Source organism: Rhodovulum tesquicola, assembly GCF_024128855.1.
In the GTDB taxonomy this organism is placed as follows: Bacteria; Pseudomonadota; Alphaproteobacteria; order Rhodobacterales; family Rhodobacteraceae; genus Rhodovulum; species Rhodovulum tesquicola.
Map to the genome: position 1 here is coordinate 20,220 of NZ_JAMYDV010000009.1, position 13,778 is coordinate 33,997.

Annotated in this window: 16 protein-coding genes and 1 pseudogene; all 17 read right to left on the minus strand. The window is 66.0% G+C overall.

What is annotated here, in order from left to right:
- Window positions 1-43: 43 nt before the first annotated feature.
- Window positions 44-658: an NADH-quinone oxidoreductase subunit J gene (locus tag NHN26_RS09505; RefSeq protein ID WP_253089248.1), complete on the minus strand. Its 615-nt coding sequence runs from the start codon at window positions 656-658 to the stop codon at window positions 44-46.
- Entirely contained in the window at window positions 655-1,071 is a 417-nt protein-coding gene (locus tag NHN26_RS09510) for a carboxymuconolactone decarboxylase family protein (protein ID WP_132696271.1), read from the minus strand. The genes NHN26_RS09505 and NHN26_RS09510 overlap by 4 nt, the downstream gene beginning before the upstream one ends.
- Window positions 1,068-1,562 (minus strand): NADH-quinone oxidoreductase subunit NuoI, encoded by a 495-nt coding sequence (gene nuoI / locus NHN26_RS09515; RefSeq protein ID WP_253089249.1) that lies wholly within the window; start codon window positions 1,560-1,562, stop codon window positions 1,068-1,070. The genes NHN26_RS09510 and nuoI overlap by 4 nt, the downstream gene beginning before the upstream one ends.
- Before the next feature lie 108 nt (window positions 1,563-1,670).
- A complete protein-coding gene (locus tag NHN26_RS09520) occupies window positions 1,671-2,177 on the minus strand; it encodes a hypothetical protein (protein ID WP_132543154.1) in 507 nt (168 codons plus the stop codon).
- A 3-nt stretch (window positions 2,178-2,180) separates the two neighbouring features.
- Complete coding sequence (nuoH, locus tag NHN26_RS09525) at window positions 2,181-3,218, minus strand: NADH-quinone oxidoreductase subunit NuoH (protein WP_253089250.1); 1,038 nt, start codon at window positions 3,216-3,218, stop codon at window positions 2,181-2,183.
- Window positions 3,219-3,234: 16 nt separating this feature from the next.
- Complete coding sequence (locus NHN26_RS09530) at window positions 3,235-3,636, minus strand: YNQ4 family lipoprotein (RefSeq protein WP_253089251.1); 402 nt, start codon at window positions 3,634-3,636, stop codon at window positions 3,235-3,237.
- Between the two features lie 51 nt (window positions 3,637-3,687).
- Window positions 3,688-5,700, minus strand: a complete 2,013-nt coding sequence (gene nuoG / locus NHN26_RS09535) for an NADH-quinone oxidoreductase subunit NuoG (RefSeq protein WP_253089252.1) — start codon at window positions 5,698-5,700, stop codon at window positions 3,688-3,690.
- A 101-nt stretch (window positions 5,701-5,801) separates the two neighbouring features.
- The gene (locus NHN26_RS09540) at window positions 5,802-6,212 is read right to left on the minus strand and encodes a DUF5333 domain-containing protein (protein ID WP_253089253.1); all 411 of its coding nucleotides are present in this window, start codon (window positions 6,210-6,212) and stop codon (window positions 5,802-5,804) included.
- Between the two features lie 128 nt (window positions 6,213-6,340).
- Window positions 6,341-7,636: an NADH-quinone oxidoreductase subunit NuoF gene (nuoF, locus tag NHN26_RS09545; protein ID WP_253089254.1), complete on the minus strand. Its 1,296-nt coding sequence runs from the start codon at window positions 7,634-7,636 to the stop codon at window positions 6,341-6,343.
- A gap of 255 nt (window positions 7,637-7,891) precedes the next feature.
- Complete coding sequence (locus NHN26_RS09550; RefSeq protein ID WP_253089255.1) at window positions 7,892-8,647, minus strand: helix-hairpin-helix domain-containing protein; 756 nt, start codon at window positions 8,645-8,647, stop codon at window positions 7,892-7,894.
- A 19-nt stretch (window positions 8,648-8,666) separates the two neighbouring features.
- Window positions 8,667-9,383, minus strand: a pseudogene (gene nuoE / locus NHN26_RS09555) (NADH-quinone oxidoreductase subunit NuoE); the annotation flags it as partial.
- The gene (locus NHN26_RS09560; protein ID WP_253089256.1) at window positions 9,383-9,667 is read right to left on the minus strand and encodes a hypothetical protein; all 285 of its coding nucleotides are present in this window, start codon (window positions 9,665-9,667) and stop codon (window positions 9,383-9,385) included. The gene NHN26_RS09560 and the pseudogene nuoE, both read right to left, overlap by 1 nt.
- 254 nt (window positions 9,668-9,921) lie before the next feature.
- Window positions 9,922-11,130, minus strand: a complete 1,209-nt coding sequence (locus tag NHN26_RS09565; RefSeq protein WP_253089257.1) for an NADH-quinone oxidoreductase subunit D — start codon at window positions 11,128-11,130, stop codon at window positions 9,922-9,924.
- A gap of 1 nt (window position 11,131) precedes the next feature.
- The gene (locus tag NHN26_RS09570) at window positions 11,132-12,007 is read right to left on the minus strand and encodes a sulfotransferase family protein (RefSeq protein WP_253089258.1); all 876 of its coding nucleotides are present in this window, start codon (window positions 12,005-12,007) and stop codon (window positions 11,132-11,134) included.
- Window positions 12,004-12,621: an NADH-quinone oxidoreductase subunit C gene (locus NHN26_RS09575; RefSeq protein ID WP_253089259.1), complete on the minus strand. Its 618-nt coding sequence runs from the start codon at window positions 12,619-12,621 to the stop codon at window positions 12,004-12,006. The genes NHN26_RS09570 and NHN26_RS09575 overlap by 4 nt, the downstream gene beginning before the upstream one ends.
- A gap of 138 nt (window positions 12,622-12,759) precedes the next feature.
- Window positions 12,760-13,293 carry a NuoB/complex I 20 kDa subunit family protein gene (locus NHN26_RS09580; protein ID WP_253089260.1) on the minus strand — a complete coding sequence of 178 codons (534 nt, stop codon included), beginning with the start codon at window positions 13,291-13,293 and terminating at the stop codon, window positions 12,760-12,762.
- Window positions 13,284-13,649, minus strand: a complete 366-nt coding sequence (locus NHN26_RS09585) for an NADH-quinone oxidoreductase subunit A (protein ID WP_253089261.1) — start codon at window positions 13,647-13,649, stop codon at window positions 13,284-13,286. The genes NHN26_RS09580 and NHN26_RS09585 overlap by 10 nt, the downstream gene beginning before the upstream one ends.
- Between the last annotated feature and the right edge of the window lie 129 nt (window positions 13,650-13,778).

Below are 13,778 nucleotides of genomic sequence, written 5' to 3' on the forward strand. Positions count from 1 at the left end.
GTCCCTCCGGGCGTCCTGCCCGCCTGTTCTGGTTGCTCCGGGGTCAGAGGCCCTGCCCCGGTTTTACGTCCTTCAGTTCCATCGCCTTGGCCGGGTCGCGATACATCTGCGCCAGCACGTCCTGACGCTTGACATCGGTGCGGTGGCGCAGCGTCAGCACGATTGCCCCGATCATCGCCACCAGCAGGATCAGCCCTGCCGCCTGGAACAGGTGGATATACTGGTCGTAAAGCAGGTTCCCCAGCGCCCTGGTGTTATGCATCTCGGCCGGGTCGGGCGTGGGCGCGCCGCGCAGCAGCGCCGCCCCGTCCGAACTCTGCCAGACACCGAAAACCATCACGAGCTGCGCCAGGAACACCGCCCCGATCAGCGCCGCGATGGGGAAATAGGCCGCCATCCGGGCCTTGAGTTCGGTGAAATCGACATCGAGCATCATCACCACGAACAGGAACAGCACCGCCACGGCGCCGACATAGACGATGACCAGCAGCATCGCCACGAACTCGGCCCCCAGGAGAACGAACAGCCCCGCGGATGACAGGAAGGCCAGGATCAGCCACAGCACCGAATGGACTGGGTTGCGCGCCAGCACCACGAACAGCCCCGACGCGACTGTGACCGCGGCAAAGCAGTAGAATGCGAAATCCGCGACGCTCATCCGCCGTCCTCCTCGTTCCTGTGCCGCTCGTCGAACACGGTCTGCGCCAGTTCCAGCGCGCGCGTCATCGCCGGGATGCCGCCCAGCATCGCCATCTGATAGATCACCTCGGCGATCTCGCGTTCGGTGGCCCCCGCCTCGAGCGCGTGACGCACGGTCAGCTTGAACTGCGTGTCGGCCTGCGCGCCCAGCACCGTCAGCCCCGCCAGCACCACCAGAAGCCGCGTCTTGGCATCCAGCCCCTCGCGGTTGAAGGTGTTGCCCCACATCATCTCGATGAAGTCCTTGGGCATGGTCGGTATCAGCTTGTCGAATCCGTGCACCTGGAAGCTTTCCAGCGCCGGGTTGAAGGCGCGGGCCATCTTGTGGCTCTGCTCAAGCATCTGTTCGAAGAGTTTGGCGTATCCGCTCATCGGTAGGGTGCATCCAGTTCGAGGTTGCGGGCGATCTCGGCTTCCCAGCGGTCGCCGTTCTCAAGCAGTTTCTGCTTGTCGTAGAACAGTTCCTCGCGGGTTTCGGTGGCGAATTCGAAGTTGGGGCCTTCGACGATGGCATCCACGGGACACGCCTCCTGGCAGAAGCCGCAATAGATGCATTTCGTCATGTCGATGTCATAGCGCGTGGTCCGGCGCGAGCCGTCCTCGCGCGGTTCGGCGTCGATGGTGATGGCCTGCGCCGGACAGATCGCCTCGCACAGCTTGCAGGCGATGCAGCGTTCCTCGCCATTGGGATAGCGGCGCAGCGCATGTTCGCCGCGGAAGCGGGGGGAAAGCGGCCCCTTTTCATGCGGGTAGTTCAGCGTGGTCTTGGGCGCGAGAAAGTATTTCATCCCCAGCCGGAAGCCTTCGAGGAAATCCAGCAGCAGGAAGTATTTCCCGGCGCGTTTCCAGTCCATTGTAGTCATTGGACGGTCTCCTGTTCGCGGGACTGTGCGCAGCGCAGGGCCGCGCGGCAGAGGAGGCCCGGGGCCGCGACGGGCCAGCAGGTGCGCCTGTGTTCGCTCGGTCTCATGTCACTCCTCGCACTGGGACATCAGGGCCTGAACCCGTGCGGTCATCTCGGCCCCCTGGGCGGGCATCGCGAAGGGGGCGGCCCAGATCTCCTGGTTGGCACAAAGTGCGTCACGGCTCTCGGCGGCGCAGGCGTCGTCGCCCAGTGCCGCACAGGTCTCGGCCCGCACCAGATGCAGCGTCGCATACATGAAGCGCGTGTCGCCATGGTCCGACCGGACGATTTCAAGCAGGCGCTCGGCTTCGGTTCGCGCGGCCCGGTTGCCCAACTGCGGCACAGCCATGCGGAACAACACCTCCCAGCGCGCGCCGGCGATGCTCAGATCGCCCTCGGGGCCCTCGAGCGGCGCGCGGCTCTCCGATGTCATTAAATCGGTGAACTCACGATAGGCGCAGACGAAATCGCCCTTTTCAAAGCATGCCATGGCAACCGCGTCGGGCTGTGCTGCCGCCGGTCCGGCAAGACCGCCGACCGCCAGGGCAACCGTCATCAGAAGGATACGCACCATGTCTCAGCCTCCCACCGCCCAACGGGCATAGGCGCCGCCGAACAATTCGAATTTCGCGAAGAACGCCACGATCACCACCCAGATCAGCGACATCGGCAGGAACACCTTCCAGCCCAGCCGCATCAACTGGTCATAGCGGTAGCGCGGCACGATGGCCTTGACCATGGCGAAGAGGAAGAAGAACACCCCCATCTTGGCCACCATCCAGAGCGCCCCGTCGGGCAGGCCCGGAATGGGCGACAGCCAGCCGCCGAAGAACAACAGCGTCATCAGCGCGCACATCAGGAAGATGGCGATGTATTCGCCCGCCATGAACAGCAAGAACGGCGTCGAGGAGTATTCCACCTGATAGCCCGCCACCAGTTCCGATTCCGCCTCCGGCAGGTCGAAGGGCGGGCGGTTGGTCTCGGCCAGCGCCGAGATGAAGAACAGGAACACCATGGGCAGATGCGGCAGCCAGTACCACGAGAAGATCCCGAAACTGCCATCCTGCGCCGCGACGATGGCGCCGAAATTCAGGCTGCCGGTGGACAGGATCACCCCGATGATGATCAGCCCGATGGATACCTCGTAGGAGATCATCTGCGCCGCCGAGCGCAGCGAGCCGAGGAAGGGGTATTTCGAGTTCGAGGCCCAGCCTCCCATGATGACCCCGTAGACCTCGAGCGAGGAGATCGCGAGGACATAAAGGATCGCCACGTTGATATCGGCCAGCACCAGACGGTCCGAGAACGGGATCACCGCCCAGGCCAGCATCGCCATGACAAAGGCGATCATCGGCGCCAGCAGGAAGACAGGCCGATCCGCGCCCGCAGGCACGATGACCTCCTTGACCACATATTTCAGCGCGTCGGCCACCGTCTGCAACAGGCCAAAGGCGCCCACGACGTTCGGCCCACGGCGCAGCTGCACCGCCGCCCAGATCTTGCGGTCGCCATAGACGAGAAACAGCAGCGAGATCATCACGAAGGCAATGACCATCAGCGACTGCGCCATGATCGTCAGCGCCACCCCGAAGCCGGTATCCAGAAAATCCGCCATCTCGTCCCTTCGTTCCTCAGACCACCGGTATGCCTTGCCCGACACAATCGGCCACCACCACCTCGGCGTCGATGGTCCTGATCCCTTCGGGCAGAGCCGCCGACATCGTGTAGACGGCATCGGCCTTGACCACGCCGCCTGGTTCCGTGCCGATCTGCGTGCGCACCGGGCGCAGGAAGTTCATGCCCTGAACCAGCGCGAAATTCGCCGCCGCGCAGCGGGCATAGGCCTCGATCATTCCGGTGCTTTCCGGATCGCGCATCCGTACGACCATGTTCACCAGATCGGAGCTGAGCACCACCGCCTCGGCGCCCAGATAGGCCGGTGCGCGCGCGCCCGCTCGGGCCGCAACGCCTGCATCGGCCCCGGGCTGGGCCGGCGGCGGCACGTTGGGCGCACAGGCCCCCGTTCCGGCCATCAACGCAAGTGCCACCACCGGCGCGATATGACGGCGAGCACCCCGCACCGGCTATTCCGCTGCCAATGGCGGCGAGCGGCGCGCCTTGGCATTTGCGGACAGTTCGGCCATCAGCCGCGAGGCCCGCGCGATCGGATTGGTCAGGTAGAAATCGGCGACCGCAGGCAGGAACGCCCCGCTGCCGAGCGGCGCGGCGGGCAGCGGATCCCAGGTGTTCTCGGGCAATTCGTCGATCAGGCCCAGATTCGGAACGCGCCCGACCAGCCGCTTGCGCAGCGCCGCCAGCGTATCATAGGGCAGCGCCGCGCCCAGTTCGCCCGACAGCGCGCGCAGGATCGCCCAGTTCTCGCGCGCCTCGCCCGGCGGGAAACCGGCGCGCAGCGCCAGTTGCGCCCGGCCCTCGGTGTTGACGAACAGCCCCGCCTCCTCGGTCCAGGCGGCACCGGGCAGGATCACGTCGGCGCGGTGCGCGCCCCGGTCGCCATGGCTGCCCTGGTAGATCACGAAGGGGCCGGGCGCGATGTCGATCTCGTCCGCGCCCAGGTTCAACAGGACATCCGCGCCCTCCATCAGCCCGGCAAGACCAAGCGCGCTCACGCAGCCCAGGTCCATCGCGCCGACACGCGCGGCGGCCGTGTGCAGCACCAGCATCCCGCCGCCGGTCTTCTCGGCCAGCAGCATCGCCGCTGCCAGCACCGCCGCGCCATCGGCCTCGCGCAGCGCGCCCTGCCCGACGATCACCAGCGCGTCGTCCTGCGGCCCGGCGCCCTCGACCAGACGCGCCAGCGCCGCACGGTCCGCGCCCAGATCGGCGACATCAAAGGTCAGATCCGCAACCTGCCCGACCCGCTGCACACTAGCCCCATGCAGCCATGCCTTGCGGATCCGCGCGTTCAGCACCGGCGACTCGGCGCGCGGGTTGGTGCCGATCAGGTAGATGTTGCGGGCGTGCTCGATATCCTCGATCGCGGCATTGCCGACATAGGCCGAACGGTTGCCCGCCGGCAACCGCGCCCCGTCCACACGGCATTCCACATGCCCGCCCTGCCCCTCGACCAGATCCTTCAGCGCAAGTGCGGCCTCGACCGGCACCAGATCGCCCACGAGCCCCGCAAGCTTCCGCGCGCCCCTGATCGCCGTGGCGGCTGCCGCCAGCGCCTCGGGCCAGGTGGCGGGGCGCAGCTTGCCGTTCTCGCGGATATAGGGCCTGTCCAGCCGCTGGCGGCGCAGCCCGTCCCAGACGAAGCGGGTCTTGTCCGAGATCCATTCCTCGTTCACGCCGTCATGGTTGCGCGGCAGGATGCGCATCACCTCGCGGCCCTTGGTATCCACCCGGATGTTCGAGCCCAACGCGTCCATCACGTCGATGGTCTCGGTCTTGGTCAGTTCCCACGGCCGGGCGGTGAAGGAATAGGGCTTGGAAGTCAGCGCGCCGACCGGGCACAGGTCGATGATGTTGCCCTGCAATTCGCTGTCCAGCGTCTGGCCCAGATAGGACGTGATCTCGGCATCCTCGCCGCGCCCGGTCTGGCCCATCTGGGTGATCCCCGCGACCTCGGTCGTGAAGCGCACGCAGCGGGTGCAGGAAATGCAGCGCGTCATGCAGGTCGCCACCAGCGGGCCAAGGTCCAGGTCCTCGGTGGCGCGCTTGGGCTCGCGGTAACGGCTGAAATCCACGCCATAAGCCATTGCCTGGTCTTGCAGATCGCATTCGCCGCCCTGGTCGCAGATCGGACAGTCCAGCGGGTGGTTGATAAGCAGGAACTCCATCACCCCTTCGCGCGCCTTCTTGACCATGGGGCTTTTCGTGCGCACGACGGGCGGCTGACCCTCGGGGCCGGGGCGCAGGTCGCGCACCTGCATCGCGCAGGAGGCCGCGGGTTTCGGCGGGCCGCCGACGATTTCCACAAGGCACATCCGGCAGTTCCCGGCAATCGACAGCCGTTCGTGATAGCAGAAGCGCGGCACCTCGATGCCCGCCAGTTCGCAAGCCTGAAGCACGGTCATCGCGGGGTCGACCTCGATCTCGTGCTCGTCGATGATGATCTTGCGTAGCTCTGCCATGCCCTTGCCCTGTCGTATCCCTGCCGCGCACGCCTATCGGCGCGGGCCTCTCGTACCGATTCCTGCCGCCGCGCCGGCGCTGTGCTGCCCAGCCCCCACGCTCATCGCGCCCTCAACAGAACGCCGACCTGGCTGTTGCGCGCGATCTCAGCGAGGCCCACCGGGCAGTAGCTTGCCGCCTCGCCCGGCCGCACGCCGCGCGCCACCAGCCAGGCGCGGGCGGCGTCCTCGATACGCTTCTTCTCGGCCTTGTCCGAGACATAGTTCTCGATCTCGCGGTCGGAGTAGCCCGCGGCGCTGGCCAAGTTCTTCAACGAGCGCATGAATCCATAGGCGCGGACCATCCTGGGCTCGATGCTGTCGCAATTCTTGCGGATCATGTCGGCGATGGCGATCACGGTCAGCCCGCGATTGACCTCGGCATGCTCGCGCAGCGGCGGACGGGCCTCGGCGGCCTGGACGGTCGTGGCGGCCATGACCAGGGCAAGGGCGGCAGAGAGGATCAGGCGCATGGGCGGAATTCCTTTCGCGACGGCGCGGGGCGCCGACAACCGGCCCCCACCGCTGCCCGAAATGGGGCCGAGGGGCGCTGCTATGCAATAGCAGCCCCGCACGGTCGCGCTTATGTGCGCCCTGCCTCTCACTCGGCCGCAACCGCGCTGAGCCGCCCGGTCTTGCGGGCCTTGATGCGGTCCTCGATCTCGTCGCGGAAATGCCGGATCAGGCCCTGGATCGGCCATGCCGCTGCATCGCCGAGCGCGCAGATCGTGTGGCCCTCGACCTGTTTCGAGACGTCGAACAGCATGTCGATCTCCTCGATCTCGGCCTCGCCGGTGACCAGCCGCTCCATCACCCGCATCATCCAGCCGGTGCCCTCGCGGCAAGGGGTGCACTGGCCGCAGCTTTCATGCTTGTAGAATTTCGCCAGCCGCCAGATCGCCTTGATGACATCGGTGGACTGGTCCATCACGATCACAGCCGCCGTGCCGAAGGCCGAGTGCTGCTCGCGCAGCCAGTCGAAATCCAGGATCGCCTCGTCGCAGATCCTGGCCGGGATCAGCGGCACCGACGAGCCGCCGGGGATCACCGCCTTGAGATTGTCCCAGCCGCCCCGCACACCGCCGCAATGCCGGTCCAGCAGCTCGCGCAGCCCGATCGACATGCTTTCCTCGACGACGCAGGGGTGGTTCACATGGCCCGAAATCGCGAAGATCTTGGTGCCCGCATTGTTCGGTCGCCCGAAGCTGGCGAACCAGTCGCCGCCCCGGCGCAGGATGGTGGGCACGACGGCGATGGATTCGACGTTGTTCACCGTGGTCGGGCAGCCGTAAAGCCCCGAGCCCGCCGGGAAGGGCGGTTTCATCCGGGGCATGCCCTTCTTGCCCTCGAGGCTTTCCAGAAGCGCGGTTTCCTCGCCGCAGATATAGGCCCCGGCGCCATGATGAAGGTACAGGTCGAAATCCCAGCCCGTTCTCGCGGCGTTCCGGCCCAGAAGCCCGGCCTCATAGGCTTCGTCGATCGCGGCTTGCAGCGCCTCGCGCTCGCGGATGTATTCCCCGCGGATGTAGATATAGGACGCATGCGCCCCCATCGCGAAACTCGCGATCAGCGCCCCCTCGATCAGCGTGTGGGGGTCGTGGCGCATGATCTCGCGGTCCTTGCAGGTGCCCGGCTCGGATTCATCCGCGTTGATGACCAGGTAGTGCGGCCTCCCGTCGCTTTCCTTCGGCATGAAGGACCATTTAAGACCGGTGGGGAAACCTGCGCCGCCACGGCCGCGAAGACCGGATTTCTTCATCTCGTCGATGATCCAGTCGCGTCCCCTGGCGATGAGTGCCGCCGTGCCGTCCCAGTGCCCACGGGACCGCGCGCCGGAGAGGGTGCGGTCATACATCCCGTAGAGATTGGTGAAGATGCGGTCCTGATCGGTCAGCATGGCTCATCCCCGTTGGTCCCGGCCGTTCTGCCGGATCTTCCATGTCGCGCCCCACACAAGGCGGCAGGGCACAGAACCCGACACAGGCCGGGTGCGGCGGCCGACGGGCAGGTTACCCTGCCCTCGGCCCGGCTCCGCGGGGAAGGCGGGCGGCGGGGTCGGGGGCCGGTCCATCTTGCTGGACCCGGCTCCTTGATCCGCCGCGCGTCGTCTGTCTTCGCCCCACCCGTCGCAGCTTGCTCAGTCGAGTTTCCCTCAGTCGGTCTTCTTGGAAAACTCCGTTTCGCCACCCGCGGCCAGAACCTTGGCCTGCGCAACCCACTCGTCGCGGCTCACGCGGCCCTTGAAGCCTTCGAGGTTCTCGTCGACCCAAGCCACCTCTTCCGGCGTCCAGTTGGCGATCTGATCGTAGTGGTAAAAGCCCAGATCGTTGCACAGCTTTTCAAGCTTGGCCCCGACACCCTTGATGCGGGTCAGATCGTCCGCGCCGCCCTTGCGCGGCGCCTTGAGCGCAGCGGGACGCTTGCCGGCCTCTGCCACCGGCGCAGGCGCGGCGGCCGGGGCAGTGGCAGGTTTGGGCGCCGGTTTCGGTGCAACGGCCGCCTTGGGGGCCGATTTCGGCACGGTCGGTGCAACCTTCACAGTTCCCGATCCCGGTTTCTTCGACGGCACGATCACCTTGGCGGCATTCGCATCGAGATAGGGCTTGCGGGCAGCCTCGCCCTCGCGCAGCGCCTTGGCGCTTGCGGCCATCTCTTCGTTGGTCCGGCAGAAATTCGCGATCAGGAAGAACCCTGCAACGATACCGGTGCCTGCGCCCGCGGCAAAGGCCACGAGGGCCCAGATGCCGATCCAGACGAGGAAGGCCATGACGGTCACGCCAATCACGGCGGCCACAAGCCACCAGAAGATGGCCATCTTGAACTTCGCTTCACTGCGAGAAATATTCATCTCTTGTCTCCGCTTCGACGGTTGTTCATCCGACGCCCTTTGTAGCGCGTCAGCCGCCATCTGTCTTGACGTCTTCCGCCGCAGCCCCCGCACGCCTCCAGGGCGTCAGAAGCGGCACCTCGGTCCCGTCGATCCGCTTGATCGTGTCGCCGATTGTCCGGGCCAGATCGACCGAAGCGTTCCGCTCCAGCCGCCGCCCACCCTGCCCGGTCAGGCTGGTCGGCCCACCCAGAGGTTCCGAGGCAAAGCGGCCATTCTGCGGCCCCGGCAGCGGCACCCGGCCCGCGGCCAGTTCGTCGAGGATGAAGGCCAGCCGTTCGGCGGTCAGGTCCTCGTAGTAATCCTTGCCGATCTGCACCATCGGCGCGTTCGAGCACGCACCCAGGCACTCGACCTCTTCCCAACTGAATCGGCCACAGGGCGACAGCCGGTGCGGCTTGTCGGCGATCTTTTCGCGGCAGACCCCGATCAGGTCCTCGGCCCCGCAGATCAGGCAGGAGGTCGTGCCGCAGACCTGCACATGGGCCAACGACCCGACCGGGGATAGCTGGAACATGAAGTAGAACGTCGCCACCTCGAGCGCCCGGATATGCGCCATGTCCAGCATGTCGGCGACATGCTCGATCGCTGGCCGGGTCAGCCAGCCCTCCTGCTCCTGGGCACGCCACAGAAGCGGGATGATCGCACTGGCCTGCCGACCGGGCGGATACTTGCCGATCTGGGCCTCGGCCCACGCCCGGTTCTCGGGCGTGAACGCGAAGCTGTCCGGTTGCTCGTGGTGCAGACGTCTCAGCATTACTTGGCACAGTCTCCCGAAATCAGGCGGATGCCGCCCTGATCGTTCATGTTTTCGATCTCGCCACGCTTACGGAGTTCGACGACGATGGCCTCCAGCCTGTCCTCGCTGAAACCGGTCGCGCGTTCCACCTGGCCAGCCTGCTCTTCATTGTTGACCATGCAGTTCGTTCCGGTCATCGCCGCGCGGAACTTGTCGAGATCGGACGCCGAGACCGAGGATTCGGCCATGGCCGCGGCAGGCGAAAGGGCGGCGAGGATCGCCAGGGTCTTGAGGGTCTTCATGGATGTCACTCCTTGGGTTGCGAGCGCGGCAAGACGCGCCCCTGTCATGGTTCCCGCGCATCGCCGCGCGGTCCGGTCCGTGGGCGACCCGATGCCGCCCCCCGGTTTCACAACAGCCCCCTTGTCATGCCGACGGCCCCCCGTCGACACCCCAGCACCGCCCGCCGCGATGCGCGGCAAACGGATCTCTCCGCCGGCCCCAGCACCGGCGCAAGTCCAGCCCGCAGCGCGGGCGGATATGACGACCGGCCGGCTCACCGGTCGATCTCTCCGAACACCACGTCCATCGTGCCGATGATCGCGGCGACATCGGCCAGTTGATGGCCGCGTGTCATGTGGTCCAGCGCCTGCAGATGCAGGAAGCCCGGCGCACGCAGCTTGGCGCGATAGGGACGGTTGGCGCCATCCGCCACCAGATAGACCCCGAACTCGCCCTTGGGCGCCTCGACCGCGGCATAGACTTCGCCTGCCGGAACGTGAAAACCCTCGGTATATAGTTTGAAGTGATGGATCAGAGCCTCCATCGAGGTCTTCATCTCGGCCCGTGTCGGCGGCGCGATCTTGCCACGGTTCAGCACCTCGCCCGGTTCGCGCCGCAGCTTTTCGCAGGCCTGCCGGATGATATGAGTGGACTGGCGCATCTCCTCCATGCGCACCAGATAGCGGTCGTAGCAATCGCCATTCCTGCCGATGGGCACCTGGAACTCGAACTCGTCATAGCATTCATAGGGTTGCGCCCGGCGCAGGTCCCACGCCATGCCCGATCCGCGCACCATCACGCCGGAAAAGCCCCAGTCCAGAGCCTCTTGCTGAGTGATGACGCCGATATCGACATTGCGCTGCTTGAAGATCCGGTTCTCCGTCAGCAGCCCGTCCAGATCGTCAAGCACCCGGGGGAAATCGACGGCCCAGGCGTCGATATCCTCGATCAGCGCGGGCGGCAGGTCCTGATGCACGCCGCCGGGCCGGAAATAGGCCGCATGCAGCCGCGCCCCGCAGGCCCGCTCGTAAAAGATCATCAGCTTTTCGCGTTCCTCGAAGCCCCAGAGCGGCGGCGTCAGGGCGCCCACATCCATCGCCTGCGTGGTGACGTTCAGCAGGTGGTTCAGCACCCGGCCGATCTCCGAATAAAGCACGCGGATCAATTGCGCCCGGCGCGGCACCTGCGTTTCGGTCAGCTTTTCGATCGCCAGGCACCAGGCATGTTCCTGATTCATCGGCGCGACGTAATCCAGCCGGTCCAGATAGGGCAGGTTCTGCAGATAGGTGCGGCTTTCCATCAGCTTCTCGGTGCCGCGATGCAACAGCCCTATATGCGGGTCGGCACGTTCCACGATCTCGCCGTCCAGCTCCAGGACAAGACGCAGAACGCCGTGCGCCGCAGGGTGTTGCGGCCCGAAGTTGATGTTGAAGTTGCGGATGGTCTGCTCACCCGCCCGCGCGCCCATGGCGTTGTCCTTCATCTCACACCCCCACCCGATGCGATTGCCAGACAGGGGGCACGCGTCCCAGCCGCTCTGCCACGAAATCGTATTGCGGCGCCAGCCATTCCGCCGCCGCGCGCCGCTGCTCGCGGCTCATCGGCACCGGCACGCCCGCATGCACCCGCACACCCAGTTCGGCCGGCCTGGTCGCGATCCCCAGGAACCCGCAGATCCGGTCGATCGAGGACTGCGAGAACAGTTCCTCATAGTAGGAAAGACAAAGCCGCGTCGGATCGACCGCTGCCCACAGCCGGGTCAGCACCGATCGGTAATCGCCCCGCTCGGCAATATGGGCCTCGTCGCCCGCAATGACGCGCGCAAGAATGCGCCCCGCCCTCGGCCCGATCGCCTCGCCCGGATTGGCGCGGCGGCGCGCGATCATGCGCACATGGCTCCAGAGCCGGTCGACCGGGTCCCGCAAAAGGTAGACGAAGCGCACATCCGACGCCATCGCCGCCATCCGTTTCAATCGCCCCACCGGCAGCAGGGAATACGCAGGTGTTATGTCCGCAATAAGGCGGCGGGTGCCGCGTCCGGACTCGAGATAGTCCAGATAGGCCGCCTCGGTGCCCACCTCCAATGCCGACGACCAGTCCGCCATGTCCTTCAGCCGCCGGGCACGCGTCTCGGCCCGGGCGCGGTTGGCCGGAACCGGACGAACGGCCAGACGGGCGCGCTCCTCATTCAGTTCGGCCCGCGCCCGTTGCAGTCGCCCGCCTTCAAGCGCATCGAAGAAATGCAGTTCCTTGATCGAGCGCAGGTGGCAGTCTGGATGCCCCTCCAGATAGCGGTGCAGCCACGAGGTGCCCGCCTTGGTCGCGCCGACCCCGAACATGAGCGTACCCTCTCCGGTCATGGCCGCCCCTTGGCCCCGGCGGCCTTGTCATCGCCCGGCAGGATGTAGTCCGCGCCTTCCCACGGGCTCATGAAGTCGAACAGCCGGTATTCCTGAGTCAGCTTGACCGGCTCGTAGACCACGCGCTTTTCGGTCTCGGAATAACGCACCTCGGTATAGCCGGTGGTCGGGAAATCCTTGCGCAGCGGATGCCCGCGAAAGCCGTAATCGGTCAGGATGCGGCGCAGGTCCGGGTGGCCCGAAAAGATGATGCCGAACATGTCGAACACCTCGCGCTCGAACCAGTTGGCCGAGGGGTGGACGGTCGCGATCGAGGGGATCATCTCTTCCTCGCGGACAGCGCATCTCAGCCGGATACGCTGGTTCTGGTACATCGACAGGAAATGATAGACCACGTCGAAGCGCACCTCGCGCTCGGGGTAGTCGACCGCGGTAATGTCGACCAGCGTCGAGAACCGGCAGGTGGCGTCCGCGCGCAGGAATTCGACCAGCCCCACGATCGCGGACGGGGCGGCGGTCACGTTCAGCTCGCCATGCGTCACCTCCCAGCCGATCACGCTGTCGCTGCGGCGCGCGGCGACATGCTGGCCGAGTTCCCTCAGCGCGTCATCCATCGCTCATCCTCCCTAGGCGCATCGACTGGCCGTGCGCCCTCCTCCGCTCCCCTTCTGGGCCAAAGCCTACAGCCATGTATGTGACCATGTCACATCCTACCCCGACACGCGCCACGCCCAAGGCATCCGCCGGGCCGGTCATCGCACGATGGTCCCGGTACGGCGGATCTTACGCTGCAATTGCAGGATGCCGTATAGCAGCGCCTCGGCGGTTGGCGGGCAGCCCGGCACATAGATGTCCACCGGCACGATCCGGTCGCAGCCGCGCACCACCGAATAGCTGTAGTGGTAATAGCCCCCGCCATTGGCGCAGGACCCCATCGAGATCACATAGCGCGGCTCGGGCATCTGGTCGTAGACCTTGCGCAGCGCGGGGGCCATCTTGTTGGTCAGCGTGCCCGCCACGATCATCAGGTCCGACTGGCGCGGGCTGGCGCGCGGCGCGGTGCCGAAGCGTTCGAGGTCATAGCGCGGCATCGAGACATGGATCATCTCGACCGCGCAGCAGGCCAGCCCGAACGTCATCCAGTGCAGGGACCCGGTGCGCGCCCAGTTGATGATGTCCGCGGTAGAGGTGACAAGGAAACCGCGATCCTGCAACTCGGCATTCAGCGCGCGCGTGGCCTGTTCGGCATCGGGTCCTGCAGTGTTGGGGTTCGTCGTCACGCCCATTCCAGCGCCCCCTTCTTCCATTCATAGGCAAAGCCCACGGTCAGGACGCCCAGAAAGACCATCATCGACCAGAAGCCCACCATCCCCATCTCGCCGAAGGACACGGCCCAGGGGAACAGGAAGGCGATTTCGAGGTCGAAGATGATGAACAGGATCGCAACGAGGTAGAACCGCACGTCGAAGCTCATCCGCGCGTCGTCGAAGGCGTTGAAACCGCATTCATAGGCCGAAAGCTTCTCGGGGTCGGGGCTCCTGACCGCGATCACAACCGCCGACAGCAAAAGCAGCAGGCCAAGCGCCACCACCATGCCGAAGAAGATCGCGATGGGGAGGTAGTTGCTCAGAAGCTCTTCCACCGGGTTCTCCCTTCTGTCCAGCGCGCATTGCTGACTCTTTTGCGCGTCTTTTCTACCCCGACGTTAGCCGGGGCACCGGGGGCGGGTCAACAAGGCCCGTCCTCCTCCCTCGGCCCCTCTGTTAGCGCG